Below are 16,194 nucleotides of genomic sequence, written 5' to 3' on the forward strand. Positions count from 1 at the left end.
GGTCCGACGGCGCCTCCCCCGCAGGTTCGGGGGGAGGCGCCGTCGCGTTGCCGCGGGTCAGTGCCGGTCGCCGTAGCGCTGACGGAAGCGCTCGACCCGGCCGGCGGTGTCCAGGACGCGCGACTGACCGGTGTAGAAGGGGTGGCTGGCCGAGGAGATCTCGACGTCGATCACCGGATAGGTGGTGCCGTCCTCCCACTCGATCGTGCGGTCGCCGGTGACCGTCGAGCGGGTGAGGAAGGCGAGGCCGCCGACCTTGTCGCGGAAGACGACCGGGCGGTAGGCGGGGTGGATGCCGGGCTTCATGGGTGGGCTCCTTCTCGGACGGGCGGGGGTCAGCGCTCTTCGCGGAAGTCGACGTGCCGGCCCGCGACCGGGTCGTACTTGCGCAGGACCATCCGGTCCGGGTCGTTGCGGCGGTTCTTGCGGGTCACGTACGTGTAGCCGGTGCCGGCGGTGGAGCGGAGCTTGATGACGGGGCGCAGTTCGCTGCGGGCCATGGGTGTCCTCCCGGGTGGGCGGGGTGTTCGGAATCGGGGTGTTCGGGGCCGGGGCGAAACCGTACACCGAAATGGAAGTCATTTTCATCTGGTGTAACGTGAGCTCCGTCCCGCCCATTCCCGGACGCCAGGGAGCATCCATGTCCGCCCACTGCCAACTCACCGGCCGTCGACCCGGCTTCGGCAACGCGATCTCGCACTCGCACCGCCGCACCCGCCGCCGCTTCGACCCCAACATCCAGCACAAGCGCTACTGGCTGCCCGGCGAGGGTCGGTACGTCCGGCTCACGCTCAGTGCCAAGGGCATCCGCACCATCGACACGATCGGCATCGAGGCCGCCGTCGCCCGCATCCGCGCCCGAGGGGGGAAGGTCTGATGGCCAAGCGGAGCAAGATCGCCAGGAACGAGCAGCGGCGCGCCGTCGTGGCGCGCTACGCCGAGCGCCGCGCCGAACTCAAGCGGATCATCGCCCACCCCGGCACCGCCCCCGCCGAGCGAGACGCCGCGCAGGCCGAACTCGCCCGCCAGCCCCGTGACGCCAGCGCCACCCGGATCCGCAACCGCGACGCCGTCGACGGCCGCCCGCGCGGCTACCTGCGCGCCTTCGGCCTCTCCCGGATCAACCTCCGCGCCCACGCCCACGCCGGCCACCTGCCCGGCGTCCGGAAGGCCAGCTGGTGAGCGGCGTCGACGGGCCGGACCGCCTGGCCGGAATCGGCGGCCTGGACGGGATCAAGCTGCCGGTGGTGGTGGTCGCCGGGCTCCACGGCGCCGAACGCCGCCTGGCGGTGAACGAGTTGATGCACGGCGCGGTGGACGCGGTGGTCCTCCACCACGACCTGCGGGAGTCCTCGCACGGCCTCGTCCACCGCGAGCTGCGCGACGGGGGAGGCGGGTTCGACGTCGCCGACGTCCCGCTGGTGAACGACTGCCCCTGCTGCGCCCTGCGCGAGGACCTGTTGCCCCGGCTGGTGCGGATCGCCGACGAAGGCCGGTACGGGCTCGCGATCGTCGAACTGTGGGGCGGCAGCGACCCGCACCCGGCCGTCGAGGTGATCGCCGGGGGAGAGGCGGACGGCCGCCACCTGGGGGACGTCGTCGAACTCGCCGGCGTGGTCACCGCCGTCGACCCGGACCGGCTGATCGGCGAACTCTCGGTGTCCGACGACCTGGTGGAGCACGGCGAGCACACCGCCGCCCAGGACGAGCGGACCCGCGCGGAGGCGCTCGCCCACCAGGTCGAGTACGCCACCACCCTGGCGGTGCCGCGCGCGACGGCGCACGCGCCCGGGCTCGCACTGCTCCGCCAGCTCCACCCCACCGCCCGGGTCGTCCGGCTCGGCACCGGCGCGCTGACCCGGGCCGCCCTCGGCGGCTTCGACGTCGCGGCCGCCCGCGACCGGGTCAACCCGGCGATGGCGCTGCTCCCGCAGGAGAGCGACGAGGCCGGCGTCACCACGCTGGTCTGGGAGCGCCGCCGGCCGCTGCACCCCGAGCGGCTGCACCAGGCGCTGGAACTGCTCGTCCCCGCCGCACAGCGCAGCCGCGGCCGCTTCTGGCTGGCGAACCGGCCCGACCTGATGCTCGCCTGGGACGCGGCCGGGGCCAACCTCGCCGTCGAGGAGTGTGAGCCCTGGCTCACCTCCCTGCCGGACGCCGCCTGGGACCTCTACCCGCCCGCCCGCCGGGCCGCCGCCGCCCTCGACTGGCACCCGCTGCACGGCGACCGGGTGCAGCAGCTCTGTTTCACCGCGGAGGGCCTGGACGTCGACGGCGTCACCGGGCTGCTCGATTCCTGCCTGCTCACCGATGCCGAGCTCGCCGCCGGCGAACCCGGCTGGAAGGCCCTGCCGGACGCCTTCCAGGACCTGCTCGACCCCGTTCACTGAGGAACCATCACTGTGCGTAAACGACCGAACGTGCCCAAGGCCCGGCCCAACCCGCTGCTGGCCGCCGGCATCGAGTACATCGACTACAAGGACACCGACCTGCTGCGGCGGTTCGTCTCCGACCGCGGCAAGATCCGAAGCCGCCGCGTCACCCGCCTCACCGTCCAGCAGCAGCGGGCCACGGCCCGGGCGATCAAGAACGCCCGCGAGATGGCCCTGCTCCCGTACGCCTCCGGCACCACCCGATAGGAGCCCCCGATGGCCGTCCCCAAGCGCAGGACCTCCCGCAGCAACACGCGCCACCGTCGAGCCCGGTGGAAGGCCGAGGCCCCGAAGCTGGTCCCGATCACCCTGAACGGCCGCGAGCTGCTGGTCCCGCAGAACCTGGTCCCCGCCTACCGCCGCGGCTTGCTCGCCCCGGAGGGGGAGTAGGCGCCTCCGGGGGCGGCCGAGCCGAGGGGCGCAGGCGTCGGCTTGGGGCGTGCGAGGGTGCGGGCGCGCCCCGTCGGGGGTGCTCGGCGGGCGGATCGGGGTGCGGGTTCGTAGGCTCGACGCATGTCTGATGCGTACGCGGGTCGGCGGGAGCGGGTGAGGGAGCACTGCAGTGCGGCCGGGGCCGATGCGGCGCTGATCACCCGGGCGGCGAACGTGCGGTATCTGACGGGCTGCGCGCCCTGCGGGGCGACGCTGCTGCTGACCCGGGAGCGGACGTTGCTGGCGCTGCCGGACGACCTGCCGCCGGACGACACCGGGGAGCACCTGATCGCCGCGGACGTCCCCCAGGCGCCGGTGGCGGCCGGGGCGGACACCGCCCTGGCGGCCGCGGCCGCCGCCGCCCGGATGGGGGTGGCGGACCTGGCGGTGGAGGAGCACGACCTGACCGTCGCCCGGCACCGGGCGGTGGCGAGCCTGGCGGAGGGGGCCCGGCTGGCCGACCTGGGGCAGGTGGTCGAGCGGCTGCGGGTGGTCAAGGACGAGCACGAGATCGCCGACCTGCGGATCGCCGCCGAGATCGCCGACCAGGCGCTCGGCGAGCTGCTGGAGTCGATCCTGGTCGGCCGTACCGAGCGGCACCTGGCGATGGAGCTGGAGCGCCGGATGATCGACCACGGCGCGGACCGGGCGGCCTACCCGGTGTCGGTCGGCACCGGCAGTCACTCCGGCCGGCCCGCCCACCAGCCGACCGACCGCCGGGTGGAGGAGGGCGACTTCCTCACCGTGGTGATGGGCGCCCAGTACCGCGGCTACGGCGTCTCCACCGCCCGGACCTTCGTGATCGGCGCCACCCCCGCGCCCTGGCAGGTGGAGCTGCACCGGCTGGTCTTTCGGGCGCAGCGGGCCGGCCGGGAGGCGCTCGGGCCGGGCGTGGAGCAGTACGTGCCCGACCGGGCCGCGCGGCAGATCCTGGAGGCGGCCGGCCACGGCGAGGCGTCCCCGCACCCGGTGGGCCACGGCATCGGGCTGGAGATCCGGGAGGCGCCGCGACTCGGTCCGTCGGACATGGGTAAACTGGACAGCCGCGTGCCGGTCACCGTCGGCCCGGGGGTCCACCTCCCGGGCAAGGGCGGCGTCCGGATCGAGGACACGCTCGTCGTTCGCCCCCTTGAGGAGGGCGGGCCCGAGCTGCTCACCATCACCACCAAGGAGCTCCTCGCCCTGTGACCGCGGCCTATCGACGGCCGTCGGCGACGGGACGCAAGCCTTGGTTCCTTGACAGCTATATCCAGGAGTAAGTGCGCCCGTGGCTTCCACGAACGATCTCAAGAACGGCATGGTCCTCAAGCTGGAGGGCGGCAAGCTCTGGTCCGTCGTCGAGTTCCAGCACGTCAAGCCCGGCAAGGGCCCGGCCTTCGTGCGCACGAAGCTCAAGGAGGTCTTGACGGGCAAGGTCGTCGACAAGACCTTCAACGCCGGCACCAAGGTCGAGACCGCCAACGTCGACAAGCGCGGCATGCAGTTCTCGTACAAGGACGGCGAGAACTTCGTGTTCATGGACACGGACACCTACGACCAGGTGACCGTCGAGCCCGCCGTCGTCGGCGACGCCGCCAAGTACCTGCTGGAGGGCTTCGACGCCCTGGTCGCCATGTACGAGGGCGCCCCGCTGTACATCGAGCTCCCGGCCTCGGTCGAGCTGGAGATCTCCCACACCGAGCCGGGCGTCCAGGGCGACCGTTCCACCGGTGGCTCCAAGCCGGCCACGCTGGAGACCGGCGCCGAGATCGCCGTCCCGCTGTTCATCGTGACCGGCGAGAAGATCAAGGTCGACACCCGCGACGGCAGCTACCTCGGCCGGGTGAAGTAAGTCCGTGTCGGCCGCACGTAGCAAGGCCCGTACCCGGGCCTTCCAGATCCTCTTCGAGGCCGACCACCGCGGGGTCGACCCGCAGGCCGTCCTCGCCGACTGGGTGGCCCGCGCCCGCGAGCCGAAGCCCGACGAGGGCACCCCGCAGGTCGGCGAGTACACCATGGAGCTGATCGAGGGATACGTCCAGCACGCTCGCCGGATCGACGACCTGATCTCGCAGTACGCGGTGGGCTGGACGCTCGACCGGATGCCGATCGTGGACCGCAACGTCCTGCGGCTCGGCGCGTACGAGCTGATCTGGGAGGACGGCGTCCCGGACGCGGTCGTCCTGGACGAGGCCGTCGAGATCGCCAAGGAGTTCTCCACGGACGACTCCCCGGCCTTCGTCAACGGTCTGCTCGCCCGTTTCCTGGAGCTGAAGCCCAGCATCCGCCGGTAGGTCCTGTTCCGCCGGCGGGGTGGCACCCCGCAGAACGGCCGCCGAACCCGGATCCCGGGTCCGGCGGCCGTCGCGCGTTTCACCCGGTCGGCGTAAGGTGGTGCCCTACTCGCCGGTAACTTGGCGTTCGGAACCCCCGCAGTGAAGGGCAGGCCACCCCCCATGACCACCGCGACCCGCAGCGAGTTCGACCAGGGCATCGCCCTGACCAGGCACCCTGACGAGCCCGGCCGCTACGAGGCCGAACTCGGCACCGGCTGGCAGATCGGCGGCGGGGTCAACGGCGGGCTGCTGCTCGCCGTCGCCGGACACGCGCTGTCGCTGGAGCACGGCGACCACCCCGACCCGGTGTCGATCAGTGGTTATTACCTGTCCGCCTCCACCCCAGGCCCGGCCACCGTCCGCACCGAGGTGCTGCGCACCGGCCGCGGGCTCTCCACCGGCACCGCCTCGCTCAGCCAGGACGGCGTGGAGCGGCTGCGCGTGGTGGCCAGCCACGGCGACCTCGCCACCGCGGACGGCGAGGTGCGCACCAGCGCCGAGCCGCCGCGGCTGCCGCCGCCGGACCAGTGCATCGGCGTCGAGCACGCCCCCAGGGAGCTGATCGCCCAGGCCGAGCTGCTGGAGCGCTTCGACCTGCGGCTCGACCCGGCCACCATCGGCTGGGCGCTCGGGCAGCCGTCCGGCAACGGCCGGATCCAGGGCTGGTTCCGGCTCGCCGACGGCCGCGAGCCCGACCCGCTGCTGCTCCTGCTGGTCGCCGACGCGCTGCCGCCGGTCACCTTCGACCTGGGCATGCCCGGCTGGGCCCCGACCGTCGAGCTGACCGTCCACCTGCGGGCGAAGCCGGTCCCGGGCTGGCTGCGGGTCACCCACGCCACCCGCAACCTGGCCGGCGGGTACTTCGAGGAGGACGCCGAGGTCTGGGACGAGGCCGGCCGCCTGGTCGCGCAGTCCCGCCAGCTGGCGCGGGTGCCGCGCGGGGCCTGAAACCAGACGATTTACCGTCGGTTGCATTCCTGTGACACGCCGTACGTGTGCGGCGCGCGGTGTTGGGGAGGAAGACGGTCAGCGGCGAGCCCGCCGCTGACCGTCACCCGCCGATGCCAGGAGCCACGCGTGAGCGAGCGCAGCGAGCGAACCGTCGAAGTGTGGGCGAACGCCCCTGCCGAGCGTGTCGAGGTGGGCGCATGAGTCGACACGGCCGCGCCCGCCGCAACTCCGACTGCACCGCCGGCGGCCCGCGACCCACGGTGCGGGCGCCGCATCAGCGGCAGCGGGTCGAGGGGGCCGAGCAGGCCTTCGTCATCGGTATCCTGACCAGCGCGGCGGACTTCGCCCGGGCCCGCGCCTGGGGCGTGTCGAACGCCGCCGACTTCGAGAGCTACCTGGCCGACACCGCCGAGCTGCTGGCCGACGCGGCGGAGCGCTTCGACGTCGTGCGGGCCCGGATGTTCCACCCGCAGGACTTCGAGGAGTTCTGCGTCCTGCACGGGCTGGACCCGGCCGAGCCGGCCGCCCGCGACCGCTACCTGGTCAACCCGCCGCTGCGGACCCAGCTGTTGGCCTATCAGGGCGAGGAGCTGGCCGGGGACTTCGTGCCGCGCCTGGTCCGGGCCCGGGAGAACGGGCTGACGCTCTGCCACGCCGACCTGCTGCTGGACGGCGGCCTGTACGGGGGCGCGGGCGGGGCCGACGAGGACCACACCCGGTGGGTGCGCGCCGCCCACCAGCGCGGCGGCGAGGTGTTCCGCCGGATGCTGGTCGGTGCGGGTGCCGGGGTGTACGAGCTGCGGCTGCGGGTGGACGCGCCGGGCGGGCGGCTGGCCGCCGCGGCCCGGGTGCTGCAGTGGGAGGACGGCGTCGTACGGATCAACGACGAGGACCTGGAGCTGGTCTGCGCGGTGCTGTGCGCCGGGCTGGCGCTGGAGCTGCCGGGCGTGGCGGTGCTGCACGGCTCGCAGGGCTCGGCGGCGGCCGGCGGGGCCCGCGGCGGAGCCGCCGACGAGCACTTCCGGCCGGCCTCCTGGGCCTGGTCGAGCAGCGGGCAGGACTGGGCGCCGGCGGCCCGGCCGGTACGGCTGGACGGCGTGGCGGCGCAGCCCGGCTACAGCCTGGGGACGGTCTGCTGAGGCGCGCCCTTCGGCACGGCGGTGGTCACCGCACGCGAAACGGCACGGCCCCCGGGATGCGGGGTGCCGCGCCGTGACGTTTCTGCTTGGCCCGGAAGGCGGACCGAGCCGGCGGGGGCCGGTGCGGCGAGCGTCAGCTCGCCTCCTCCTCGCGCACCGCGCGGCGCGCGTCGGGGTTCAGCACGCCCCAGGAGATCAGCTGCTCGGTGAGGATCGACGGCGACTGGTCGTAGATGACCGCCAGGGTGCGCAGGTCGTCCTGGCGGATCGACAGCACCTTGCCGTTGTAGTCGCCGCGCTGGCTCTGGATCGTCGCAGCGTAGCGCTGCAGCGGGCCGGCCTTCTCGGACGGGACCTGGGTCAGTCTCTCCAGGTCGAGGACCAGTCGCGGCGGCGGCTCGGCCGCGCCACCGGGGGTGCCGCCGGGCAGCAGCTCCTGCACCGGGACGCCGTAGAACTCCGCCAGCTCGGCCAGCCGCTGCACGGTGACCGCACGGTCACCGCGCTCGTACGAGCCGACGACGACTGCCTTCCAGCGCCCCTGGGACTTCTCCTCGACACCGTGCAGGGAGAGACCCTGCTGAGTGCGGATCGCTCGGAGCTTGCCTCCGAGTTGCTTCGCGTAGTCGCTGGACATTGATCTCCCCGGACGAGATTGCTTCGCGTTCAGTGGTGGGTTACGGGCGATGGCCGACGCCGTTACCGGTGGGTTCGACGTCCGTCTCGTAACTCACTGTGAGGTTACGTAGAGTGAGGTAGCTGCGTCAAGCCGAATGGGGCAGTCGTGCGAATGGCCCGCATCGGTGACGCGTCCGGGGCGTTAACCCGGTGAAGCGGAATGGTGGGCGTCCGTTTACCTCCCGGCCCGCTGATAGGATGACCCGAAGCCCACGCCAGGTGGCGGGGCTGTCCCAGACATCCTTTAAGACCCGTCCTGTGAGGCGGGGAAGGAGGTCCGCTTCGGCATGACCACACACCAAGATTCGACGCCGCGACCGCCGCACCAGGTGCTGGACGGCACGGACATCGCCCGGGTCGTCACCCGGATAGCGCACGAGATCGTCGAGCGCGCCAAGGGCGCGGAGGACGTCGTGCTGCTCGGCATCCACACCAGGGGCGTCCACCTCGCCCGCCGCCTGCACGGCCGGCTGGCCCAGATCACCGGGCGCGAGATCCCGCTGGGCACCCTGGACATCACCATGTACCGGGACGACCTGCGGCTCAAGCCCGCCCGCGCCCTGGAGCACACCGAGATCCCGCCCGGCGGCATCGACGGCAAGCTCGTCATCCTGGTCGACGACGTGCTCTTCTCCGGCCGCACCATCCGCGCCGCGCTCGACGCGCTGAACGACATCGGCCGCCCGCGCGCCGTCCAGCTCGCCGTCCTGGTCGACCGCGGCCACCGCGAGCTGCCGATCCGGGCCGACTACGTGGGCAAGAACCTCCCCACCTCGCTGCGCGAGGCCGTGCAGGTGCGCCTGTCCGACAGCGACGGCGTGGACGCCGTGCTGGTCGGCGACCGCGACTACACCGCGCGCTCCTCCCAGGCCCTGGCCTCCCGGCCGTCCGAACCGCACCTCCCGGAGTAACCCGCGTGAAGCGCCACCTCGTCTCCGCCGCCGATCTCACCCGCGACGACGCGCTGCTGATCCTGGACACCGCCGAGGAGCTGGCCCAGCTCTCCGGACGGGCCGTGAAGAAGCTGCCCACGCTGCGCGGCCGCACCGTCGTCAACCTCTTCTTCGAGGACTCGACCCGTACCAAGACCTCCTTCGAGGTCGCCGAGAAGCGGCTCTCCGCCGACGTCATCAACTTCTCCGCCAAGGGCTCCTCGGTCTCCAAGGGCGAGAGCCTCAAGGACACCGCGCTCACCCTGCAGGCGATGGGCGCCGACGCGGTCGTCATCCGGCACCACGCCTCGGGCGCGCCGGCCCGCCTCGCCCAGTCCGACTGGCTGCACGGCAGCGTGATCAACGCCGGTGACGGCACCCACGAGCACCCCACCCAGGCGCTGCTCGACGCCTTCACCATGCGCCGCCACCTCAACCCCGGCCTCGGGCAGGACCTGGAGGGCCGCCGGGTGACCATCGTCGGCGACGTCCTGCACAGCCGGGTCGCCCGCTCCAACGTCCACCTGCTGACCACCCTCGGCGCCCAGGTCACCTTCGTCGCCCCGCCGACGCTGCTGCCGATCGGCATCGAGAACTGGCCCTGCGAGATCAGCTACTCCCTGGACAGCGTGCTGCCCAAGACGGACGCGCTGATGATGCTGCGGGTGCAGCGCGAGCGGATGAACGCCGCGTTCTTCCCGACCGAGCGTGAGTACAGCCGCCGCTACGGCCTGGACGGCACCCGGATGGCCCAGCTGCCCGGCCACGCCATCGTGATGCACCCCGGCCCGATGGTGCGCGGCATGGAGATCACCGCCGAGGTCGCGGACTCGCCGCGCTGCACCGTGGTCGAGCAGGTCGCCAACGGCGTCTCGGTCCGGATGGCCGTCCTGTACCTGCTGCTCGGGGGAGCCACCCTCAACGACGCCCGCACCGACTCCGTGGAGACCGCTCAGTGACCACCTACCTGATCCGCAACGCCCAGATCCTCGGCGGTGCCCCGCAGGACCTCCACCTCGCCGACGGCGTGATCAAGGCGATCGGCACCGACCTGGCGGTCGAGGCGGACATCGAGATCGACGCCCGCGGCCTGATCGCGCTGCCCGGCCTGGTCGACCTGCACACCCACCTGCGCGAGCCCGGCCGCGAGGACGCCGAGACCGTGCTCACCGGCACCCAGGCCGCCGCGATGGGCGGCTTCACCGCCGTGCACGCGATGGCCAACACCACCCCGGTGGCCGACACCGCCGGCGTGGTCGAGCAGGTCTGGCGGCTCGGCCAGGAGGCCGGCTACTGCGACGTGCAGCCGGTCGGCGCCGTCACCATCGGCCTGGGCGGCAAGAAGCTCGCCGAGCTGGGCGCGATGCACGAGTCCGCCGCGAACGTGCGGGTCTTCTCCGACGACGGCAAGTGCGTGGACGACGCGGTGCTGATGCGCCGCGCCCTGGAGTACGTCAAGGCCTTCGACGGCGTCGTCGCCCAGCACGCCCAGGAGCCGCGGCTCACCGAGGGCGCCCAGATGAACGAGGGCCAGGTCTCCGGCGAGCTCGGGCTCGGCGGCTGGCCGGCCGTCGCCGAGGAGTCGATCATCGCCCGGGACGTGCTGCTCGCCGCGCACGTCGGCTCCCGGCTGCACGTCTGCCACGTCTCCACCGCCGGATCGGTCGAGATCATCCGCTGGGCCAAGGCCAAGGGCTGGGACGTCACCGCCGAGGTCACCCCGCACCACCTGCTGCTCACCGACGAGCTGGTCCGCTCCTACGACCCGGTGTACAAGGTGAACCCGCCGCTGCGCACCGCCGAGGACGTCCAGGCGCTGCGCAAGGCGCTGGCGGACGGCACCATCGACGCCGTCGCCACCGACCACGCGCCGCACCCGGACGAGGACAAGGACTGCGAGTGGGCCGTCGCCGCGATGGGCATGGTCGGCCTGGAGACCGCGCTGTCGGTCGTGCAGCAGACCATGGTCGACACCGGCCTGCTGAACTGGGAGGGCGTCGCGGACCGGATGTCGCACCGCCCGGCCCGGATCGGCCGTCTCGCCGGACAGGGCCGGCCCGTCTCGGTCGGTGAGCCGGCCAACCTGGTGCTGTTCGATCCCGCGTACCGTGGTGCCGTGAACCCGGACAGCTTCGCCACCCGCAGCCGCAACACTCCCTACAAGGGCCTTGACCTGCCCGGACGGGTGCACGCCACCTTCCTGCGCGGGCGCGCCACCGTGCTGGCCGGCGAGCTCGCCGAGCAGGGCGGCGTGGCGTGACCGGCCTGGCCCGACTCGCCCAGCAACAGGCGAAGGTCACCAACTGGCCCGGGTACATCGGCTGGGCCGTCGGCCTGCTGATCGTGATCGGCCTCGTCTACTGGCTGATGCGGCAGGGCTGGAACTGGCGGCGCACCCTCCAGTCCGGCATCCCGCCGCTGCCCGCCGTGCCGGCCGGCGCCGGACGGAAGATCCTGGAGACCAGCGGGCGGTACCACGGCACCACCACGGCCGGGAACTGGCTCGACCGGGTCGTCGCGCACGGCCTGGGCACCCGCAGCCGCGCCGACCTCACCCTCGGCGAGGACGGCCTGCTGGTGCAGCGCCCCGGCGACGTCGACCTCTGGATCCCGGCCGGGCACCTGACCGGTGCCCGCACCGACTCCGGGATCGCCGGAAAGGTCGTCCCGGCCGGACTGCTCGTCGTCACCTGGGCGCACGAGGGCACCGAGCTGGACTCGGGCTTCCGGGCCGACCACCCCGACGAGCACGCCGCCTGGGTCGAGGCGATCGCTCAACTCGCAACACGTACGAAGACGAAGACGGAAGAGGCCGCTCAATGACCGCACCTGCCCCCACCACGCAGCGCCAACGGCGGGAGCGCATGCCCGCTGTGCTCGTCCTGGAGGACGGCCGGACCTTCCGCGGCCAGGCCTACGGCGCGATCGGCGAGACCTTCGGCGAGGCGGTCTTCAACACCGGCATGTCCGGCTACCAGGAGACCCTGACCGACCCGTCGTACCACCGCCAGGTGGTCGTGATGACCGCCCCGCAGATCGGCAACACCGGCTGGAACGACGAGGACGACGAGTCCAAGCAGATCTGGGTCGCCGGCTACGTCGTGCGCGACCCCGCCCGGGTGGCGTCCAACTGGCGCTCCACCCGCTCGCTGGACGAGGAGCTCGTCCGCCAGGGCGTCGTCGGCATCAGCGGCATCGACACCCGGGCGCTCACCCGGCACCTGCGCGAGCGCGGCGCGATGCGCTGCGGCATCTTCTCCGGCCAGGAGCTGGCCGACCCGGCCACCCTGCTCACCCGGGTGCAGCAGTCGCCCGAGATGAAGGGCGCCGACCTGTGCGCCGAGGTGGCCACCACCGAGGCGTACGTCGTGCCCGCGATCGGCACGAAGCGGTTCACCGTCGCCGCGCTGGACCTCGGTATCAAGGGGATGACCCCGCAGCGGATGGCCGAGCGCGGCATCGAGGTGCACGTGCTGCCGGCCAACTCCACCCTGGAGGACCTCTACGCGGTCAACCCGGACGGCGTCTTCTTCTCCAACGGCCCGGGCGACCCGGCCACCGCTGACCACCAGGTCGCCGTCGCGCAGGGCGTGCTGGAGCGCAGGACCCCGTTCTTCGGGATCTGCTTCGGCAACCAGATCCTCGGCCGCGCGCTGGGCTTCGGCACCTACAAGCTCAAGTACGGCCACCGCGGCATCAACCAGCCGGTGCAGGACCGCACCACCGGCAAGGTCGAGGTGACCGCGCACAACCACGGCTTCGCCGTGAACGCACCGCTGGACAAGGTGAGCGACACCCCCTACGGCCGGGTCCAGGTCTCCCACGTCTGCCTCAACGACGACGTGGTCGAGGGCCTCCAGGCGCTGGACGTCCCCGCCTTCAGCGTGCAGTACCACCCCGAAGCGGCTGCCGGCCCGCACGACGCGGCCTACCTCTTCGACCGTTTCGTTGAGCTCATGGAGGGCAAGCGTGCCTAAGCGCACTGACATCAAGTCCGTCCTGGTGATCGGGTCCGGCCCGATCGTGATCGGCCAGGCCGCCGAGTTCGACTACTCGGGCACGCAGGCCTGCCGCGTCCTCAAGGCAGAGGGCCTGCGGGTCGTCCTGGTCAACTCCAACCCGGCCACGATCATGACCGACCCGGAGATCGCCGACGCCACCTACGTCGAGCCGATCACCCCGGAGTTCGTCGAGCGGATCATCGCCAAGGAGCGCCCCGACGCGCTGCTGCCGACCCTCGGCGGGCAGACCGCGCTCAACACCGCGATCTCGCTGGACGCCAACGGCGTGCTCGCCAAGTACAACGTCGAACTCATCGGCGCCAAGGTCGAGTCGATCCACAAGGGCGAGGACCGCGAGCTCTTCAAGGGCGTCGTCGAGGCCGTCAACGCCAAGATCGGCCACGGCGAGTCCGCCCGCTCGGTCATCTGCCACACCATGGACGAGGTGCTGGCCGGCGTCGACACGCTCGGCGGCTACCCGGTCGTCGTCCGCCCCTCCTTCACCATGGGCGGCGCCGGCTCCGGCTTCGCCCACGACGAGGAGGACCTGCGCCGCATCGCCGGCCAGGGCCTGGCGCTCTCGCCGACCACCGAGGTGCTCCTGGAGGAGTCCATCCTCGGCTGGAAGGAGTACGAGCTGGAGCTGATGCGCGACAAGAGCGACAACGTCGTGGTCGTCTGCTCCATCGAGAACTTCGACCCGATGGGCGTGCACACCGGTGACTCGATCACCGTCGCCCCGGCGATGACGCTCACCGACCGCGAGTACCAGATCCTGCGCGACATCGGCATCGCCGTGATCCGCGAGGTCGGCGTCGACACCGGCGGCTGCAACATCCAGTTCGCCGTCAACCCCGACGACGGCCGGGTCATCGTCATCGAGATGAACCCGCGCGTCTCCCGCTCCTCGGCGCTCGCCTCGAAGGCCACCGGTTTCCCGATCGCCAAGATCGCCGCCAAGCTGGCCGTCGGGTACACCCTGGACGAGATCCCCAACGACATCACCGAGCAGACCCCGGCCTCCTTCGAGCCGACCCTCGACTACGTCGTGGTCAAGGTCCCGCGCTTCGCGTTCGAGAAGTTCCCGAGCGCCGACGCCACGCTGACCACCACCATGAAGTCGGTCGGCGAGGCCATGGCCATGGGCCGCAACTTCCCCGAGGCGCTGCAGAAGGCGCTGCGCTCGCTGGAGAAGAAGGGCTCCCAGTTCTCCTGGACCGGCCCGGTCGGGGACAAGGCCGAGCTGCTGGTCAAGGCGGTCGTGCCGACCGACGGCCGGATCAACACCGTGATGCAGGCCATCCGGGCCGGCGCCACCCCGGAGGAGGTGTTCGAGGCCACCAAGATCGACCCGTGGTTCGTCGACCAGCTCTTCCTGCTCGACGAGATCGCCGGCGAGCTGACCGAGGCCGCCGAGCTCACCCCCGAGCTGCTGCGCCACGCCAAGCGGCACGGCTTCTCCGACCAGCAGATCGGTGAGATCCGCGGCCTGAAGCCGGACGTCGTCCGGGAGGTCCGGCACGCGCTCGGCATCCGCCCGGTGTTCAAGACCGTCGACACCTGCGCCGCCGAGTTCGCCGCCAAGACCCCGTACTTCTACTCGTCCTACGACGAGGAGAACGAGGTCGCCCCGCGCACCAAGCCGGCCGTGATCATCCTCGGCTCCGGCCCGAACCGCATCGGTCAGGGCATCGAGTTCGACTACTCCTGCGTGCACGCCTCCTTCGCGCTGGCCGACGCCGGGTACGAGACCGTGATGGTCAACTGCAACCCGGAGACCGTCTCCACCGACTACGACACCTCCGACCGGCTCTACTTCGAGCCGCTCACCCTGGAGGACGTGCTGGAGATCGTCCACGCCGAGCAGCAGGCCGGCCCGCTCGCCGGCGTGATCGTCCAGCTCGGCGGCCAGACCCCGCTCGGCCTGGCCCAGTCGCTCAAGGACAACGGCGTGCCGATCGTCGGCACCCAGCCCGAGGCGATCGACCTCGCCGAGGAGCGCGGCGCCTTCGGCCGCGTGCTGCGCGACGCCGGCCTGCCCGCCCCCAAGCACGGCACCGCGTTCTCCTTCGCGGAGGCCAAGGCGATCGCCGACGAGATCGGCTACCCGGTGCTCGCCCGCCCGTCGTACGTGCTCGGCGGCCGCGGCATGGAGATCGTCTACGACGAGGCCTCGCTCGCCTCCTACCTGGAGCGCCACGCCGGCCTGATCTCCGAGCACCCGGTGCTCATCGACCGCTTCCTCGACGACGCGGTGGAGATCGACGTCGACGCGCTGTACGACGGCACCGAGCTCTACCTCGGCGGCGTCATGGAGCACATCGAGGAGGCCGGCATCCACTCCGGCGACTCCGCCTGCGCGCTGCCCCCGATCACCCTCGGCGGCTTCGACATCAAGCGTCTGCGCACCTCCACCGAGGCCATCGCGCGCGGTGTCGGCGTCCGCGGCCTGATCAACATCCAGTTCGCGCTGGCCGGGGACATCCTGTACGTGCTGGAGGCCAACCCGCGCGCCTCCCGCACCGTGCCGTTCACCTCCAAGGCGACCGCGGTGCCGCTGGCCAAGGCCGCCGCCCGGATCTCGCTCGGCGCCACCATCGCCGAACTGCGCGCCGAGGGCCTGCTCCCGGCCGAGGGCGACGGCGGCACGCTGCCCGCCGACTGCCCGATCTCGGTCAAGGAGGCCGTGATGCCGTGGAGCCGCTTCCGCGACGTCCACGGCCGCGGCGTGGACACCGTGCTCGGCCCGGAGATGCGCTCGACCGGTGAGGTCATGGGCATCGACAAGGTCTTCGGCACCGCCTACGCGAAGGCCCAGGCCGGTGCGTACGGCGCGCTGCCGACCAGGGGCAAGGTCTTCGTCTCGGTCGCCAACCGGGACAAGCGCAACCTGGTCTTCCCGGCCCGCGCGCTGGTCAGCCTCGGCTTCGAGGTGCTCGCCACCGCCGGCACCGCCGAGGTGCTGCACCGCGGCGGCATCCCGTCCACGCTGGTGCGCAAGCACAGCGAGGGTGAGGGCCCGAACGGCGAGCGGACCATCGTCCAGCTGATCCACGACGGCGAGGTCGACCTCATCATCAACACGCCGTACGGCACCGGCGGGCGCCTCGACGGCTACGAGATCCGCACCGCCGCCGTGTCCCGCGGCGTGCCCTGCCTGACCACCGTCCAGGCGATGGGCGCGGCCGTCCAGGGCATGGACGCGCTGCTGCGCGACGAGGTCGGCGTGATGTCGCTCCAGGAGCACGCCGAACTGATCAACGCCGGCCGCAAGTAGCACCACCGCAGTGGGGGGCACCGACGCCAGACGGGTG

The 16,194-nt window shown here is 72.2% G+C and carries 19 protein-coding genes; 16 read left to right on the forward strand and 3 right to left on the reverse strand.

Annotated features, from left to right (window positions below):
* Positions 1 to 57 precede the first annotated feature (57 nt).
* Complete coding sequence (locus ACIO5E_RS13280) at positions 58 to 306, reverse strand: type B 50S ribosomal protein L31 (protein ID WP_400666788.1); 249 nt, start codon at positions 304 to 306, stop codon at positions 58 to 60.
* 29 nt (positions 307 to 335) lie between these two features.
* Positions 336 to 500 carry a 50S ribosomal protein L33 gene (gene rpmG, locus ACIO5E_RS13285; protein WP_350508653.1) on the reverse strand — a complete coding sequence of 55 codons (165 nt, stop codon included), beginning with the start codon at positions 498 to 500 and terminating at the stop codon, positions 336 to 338.
* A gap of 140 nt (positions 501 to 640) precedes the next feature.
* Here rpmG and rpmB point away from each other — a divergent pair, with 140 nt between their 5' ends.
* The 10 genes from rpmB (at position 641) to ACIO5E_RS13335 (ending at position 7,269) form a co-directional block, all read left to right on the forward strand.
* Positions 641 to 877, forward strand: a complete 237-nt coding sequence (gene rpmB / locus ACIO5E_RS13290; RefSeq protein ID WP_350877850.1) for a 50S ribosomal protein L28 — start codon at positions 641 to 643, stop codon at positions 875 to 877.
* Positions 877 to 1,182, forward strand: a complete 306-nt coding sequence (gene rpsN, locus ACIO5E_RS13295; protein WP_400666791.1) for a 30S ribosomal protein S14 — start codon at positions 877 to 879, stop codon at positions 1,180 to 1,182. Before rpmB ends, rpsN begins: the two co-directional genes overlap by 1 nt.
* Positions 1,179 to 2,390 (forward strand): CobW family GTP-binding protein, encoded by a 1,212-nt coding sequence (locus ACIO5E_RS13300; protein WP_400666793.1) that lies wholly within the window; start codon positions 1,179 to 1,181, stop codon positions 2,388 to 2,390. Before rpsN ends, ACIO5E_RS13300 begins: the two co-directional genes overlap by 4 nt.
* A 12-nt stretch (positions 2,391 to 2,402) precedes the next feature.
* Complete coding sequence (gene rpsR, locus ACIO5E_RS13305; protein ID WP_400666795.1) at positions 2,403 to 2,639, forward strand: 30S ribosomal protein S18; 237 nt, start codon at positions 2,403 to 2,405, stop codon at positions 2,637 to 2,639.
* 9 nt (positions 2,640 to 2,648) lie between these two features.
* Entirely contained in the window at positions 2,649 to 2,822 is a 174-nt protein-coding gene (gene rpmF / locus ACIO5E_RS13310) for a 50S ribosomal protein L32 (RefSeq protein WP_400666797.1), read from the forward strand.
* Positions 2,823 to 2,945: 123 nt separating this feature from the next.
* Positions 2,946 to 4,052 (forward strand): M24 family metallopeptidase, encoded by a 1,107-nt coding sequence (locus ACIO5E_RS13315; RefSeq protein ID WP_400666800.1) that lies wholly within the window; start codon positions 2,946 to 2,948, stop codon positions 4,050 to 4,052.
* A 79-nt stretch (positions 4,053 to 4,131) separates the two neighbouring features.
* Positions 4,132 to 4,695, forward strand: coding sequence for an elongation factor P (gene efp / locus ACIO5E_RS13320; RefSeq protein ID WP_280682879.1), 564 nt, complete (start codon positions 4,132 to 4,134; stop codon positions 4,693 to 4,695).
* Between the two features lie 4 nt (positions 4,696 to 4,699).
* Complete coding sequence (nusB, locus tag ACIO5E_RS13325) at positions 4,700 to 5,137, forward strand: transcription antitermination factor NusB (RefSeq protein WP_280682877.1); 438 nt, start codon at positions 4,700 to 4,702, stop codon at positions 5,135 to 5,137.
* A gap of 162 nt (positions 5,138 to 5,299) precedes the next feature.
* Positions 5,300 to 6,127 carry a thioesterase family protein gene (locus ACIO5E_RS13330; protein WP_400666803.1) on the forward strand — a complete coding sequence of 276 codons (828 nt, stop codon included), beginning with the start codon at positions 5,300 to 5,302 and terminating at the stop codon, positions 6,125 to 6,127.
* 200 nt (positions 6,128 to 6,327) lie between these two features.
* Positions 6,328 to 7,269 carry a hypothetical protein gene (locus ACIO5E_RS13335; protein WP_400666805.1) on the forward strand — a complete coding sequence of 314 codons (942 nt, stop codon included), beginning with the start codon at positions 6,328 to 6,330 and terminating at the stop codon, positions 7,267 to 7,269.
* A gap of 133 nt (positions 7,270 to 7,402) precedes the next feature.
* On the opposite strand, the gene ACIO5E_RS13340 is transcribed toward ACIO5E_RS13335, so the two are convergent.
* Positions 7,403 to 7,906, reverse strand: a complete 504-nt coding sequence (locus tag ACIO5E_RS13340; RefSeq protein WP_031072501.1) for a transcriptional regulator — start codon at positions 7,904 to 7,906, stop codon at positions 7,403 to 7,405.
* A 328-nt stretch (positions 7,907 to 8,234) separates the two neighbouring features.
* Between ACIO5E_RS13340 and pyrR the strand changes: the two genes are divergently transcribed.
* From pyrR to carB, 6 genes are read left to right on the forward strand one after another with little or no spacing between them, the layout of a single operon-like run.
* On the forward strand, positions 8,235 to 8,858 hold the full coding sequence (pyrR, locus tag ACIO5E_RS13345; RefSeq protein WP_400666807.1) for a bifunctional pyr operon transcriptional regulator/uracil phosphoribosyltransferase PyrR: 624 nt from the start codon (positions 8,235 to 8,237) through the stop codon (positions 8,856 to 8,858).
* A gap of 5 nt (positions 8,859 to 8,863) precedes the next feature.
* Positions 8,864 to 9,838, forward strand: coding sequence for an aspartate carbamoyltransferase catalytic subunit (locus tag ACIO5E_RS13350; protein WP_400666809.1), 975 nt, complete (start codon positions 8,864 to 8,866; stop codon positions 9,836 to 9,838).
* Positions 9,835 to 11,139, forward strand: coding sequence for a dihydroorotase (locus ACIO5E_RS13355; protein WP_400666811.1), 1,305 nt, complete (start codon positions 9,835 to 9,837; stop codon positions 11,137 to 11,139). Before ACIO5E_RS13350 ends, ACIO5E_RS13355 begins: the two co-directional genes overlap by 4 nt.
* Entirely contained in the window at positions 11,136 to 11,702 is a 567-nt protein-coding gene (locus ACIO5E_RS13360; RefSeq protein ID WP_400666813.1) for a hypothetical protein, read from the forward strand. Before ACIO5E_RS13355 ends, ACIO5E_RS13360 begins: the two co-directional genes overlap by 4 nt.
* Positions 11,699 to 12,856 carry a glutamine-hydrolyzing carbamoyl-phosphate synthase small subunit gene (carA, locus tag ACIO5E_RS13365; protein WP_400666815.1) on the forward strand — a complete coding sequence of 386 codons (1,158 nt, stop codon included), beginning with the start codon at positions 11,699 to 11,701 and terminating at the stop codon, positions 12,854 to 12,856. The genes ACIO5E_RS13360 and carA overlap by 4 nt, the downstream gene beginning before the upstream one ends.
* The gene (carB, locus tag ACIO5E_RS13370) at positions 12,849 to 16,157 is read left to right on the forward strand and encodes a carbamoyl-phosphate synthase large subunit (RefSeq protein WP_400666818.1); all 3,309 of its coding nucleotides are present in this window, start codon (positions 12,849 to 12,851) and stop codon (positions 16,155 to 16,157) included. Before carA ends, carB begins: the two co-directional genes overlap by 8 nt.
* The last annotated feature ends 37 nt before the right edge of the window (positions 16,158 to 16,194 follow it).

The sequence above is a fragment of the Kitasatospora sp. NPDC087314 genome (assembly GCF_044744365.1).
Classification (GTDB): Bacteria; Actinomycetota; Actinomycetes; order Streptomycetales; family Streptomycetaceae; genus Kitasatospora.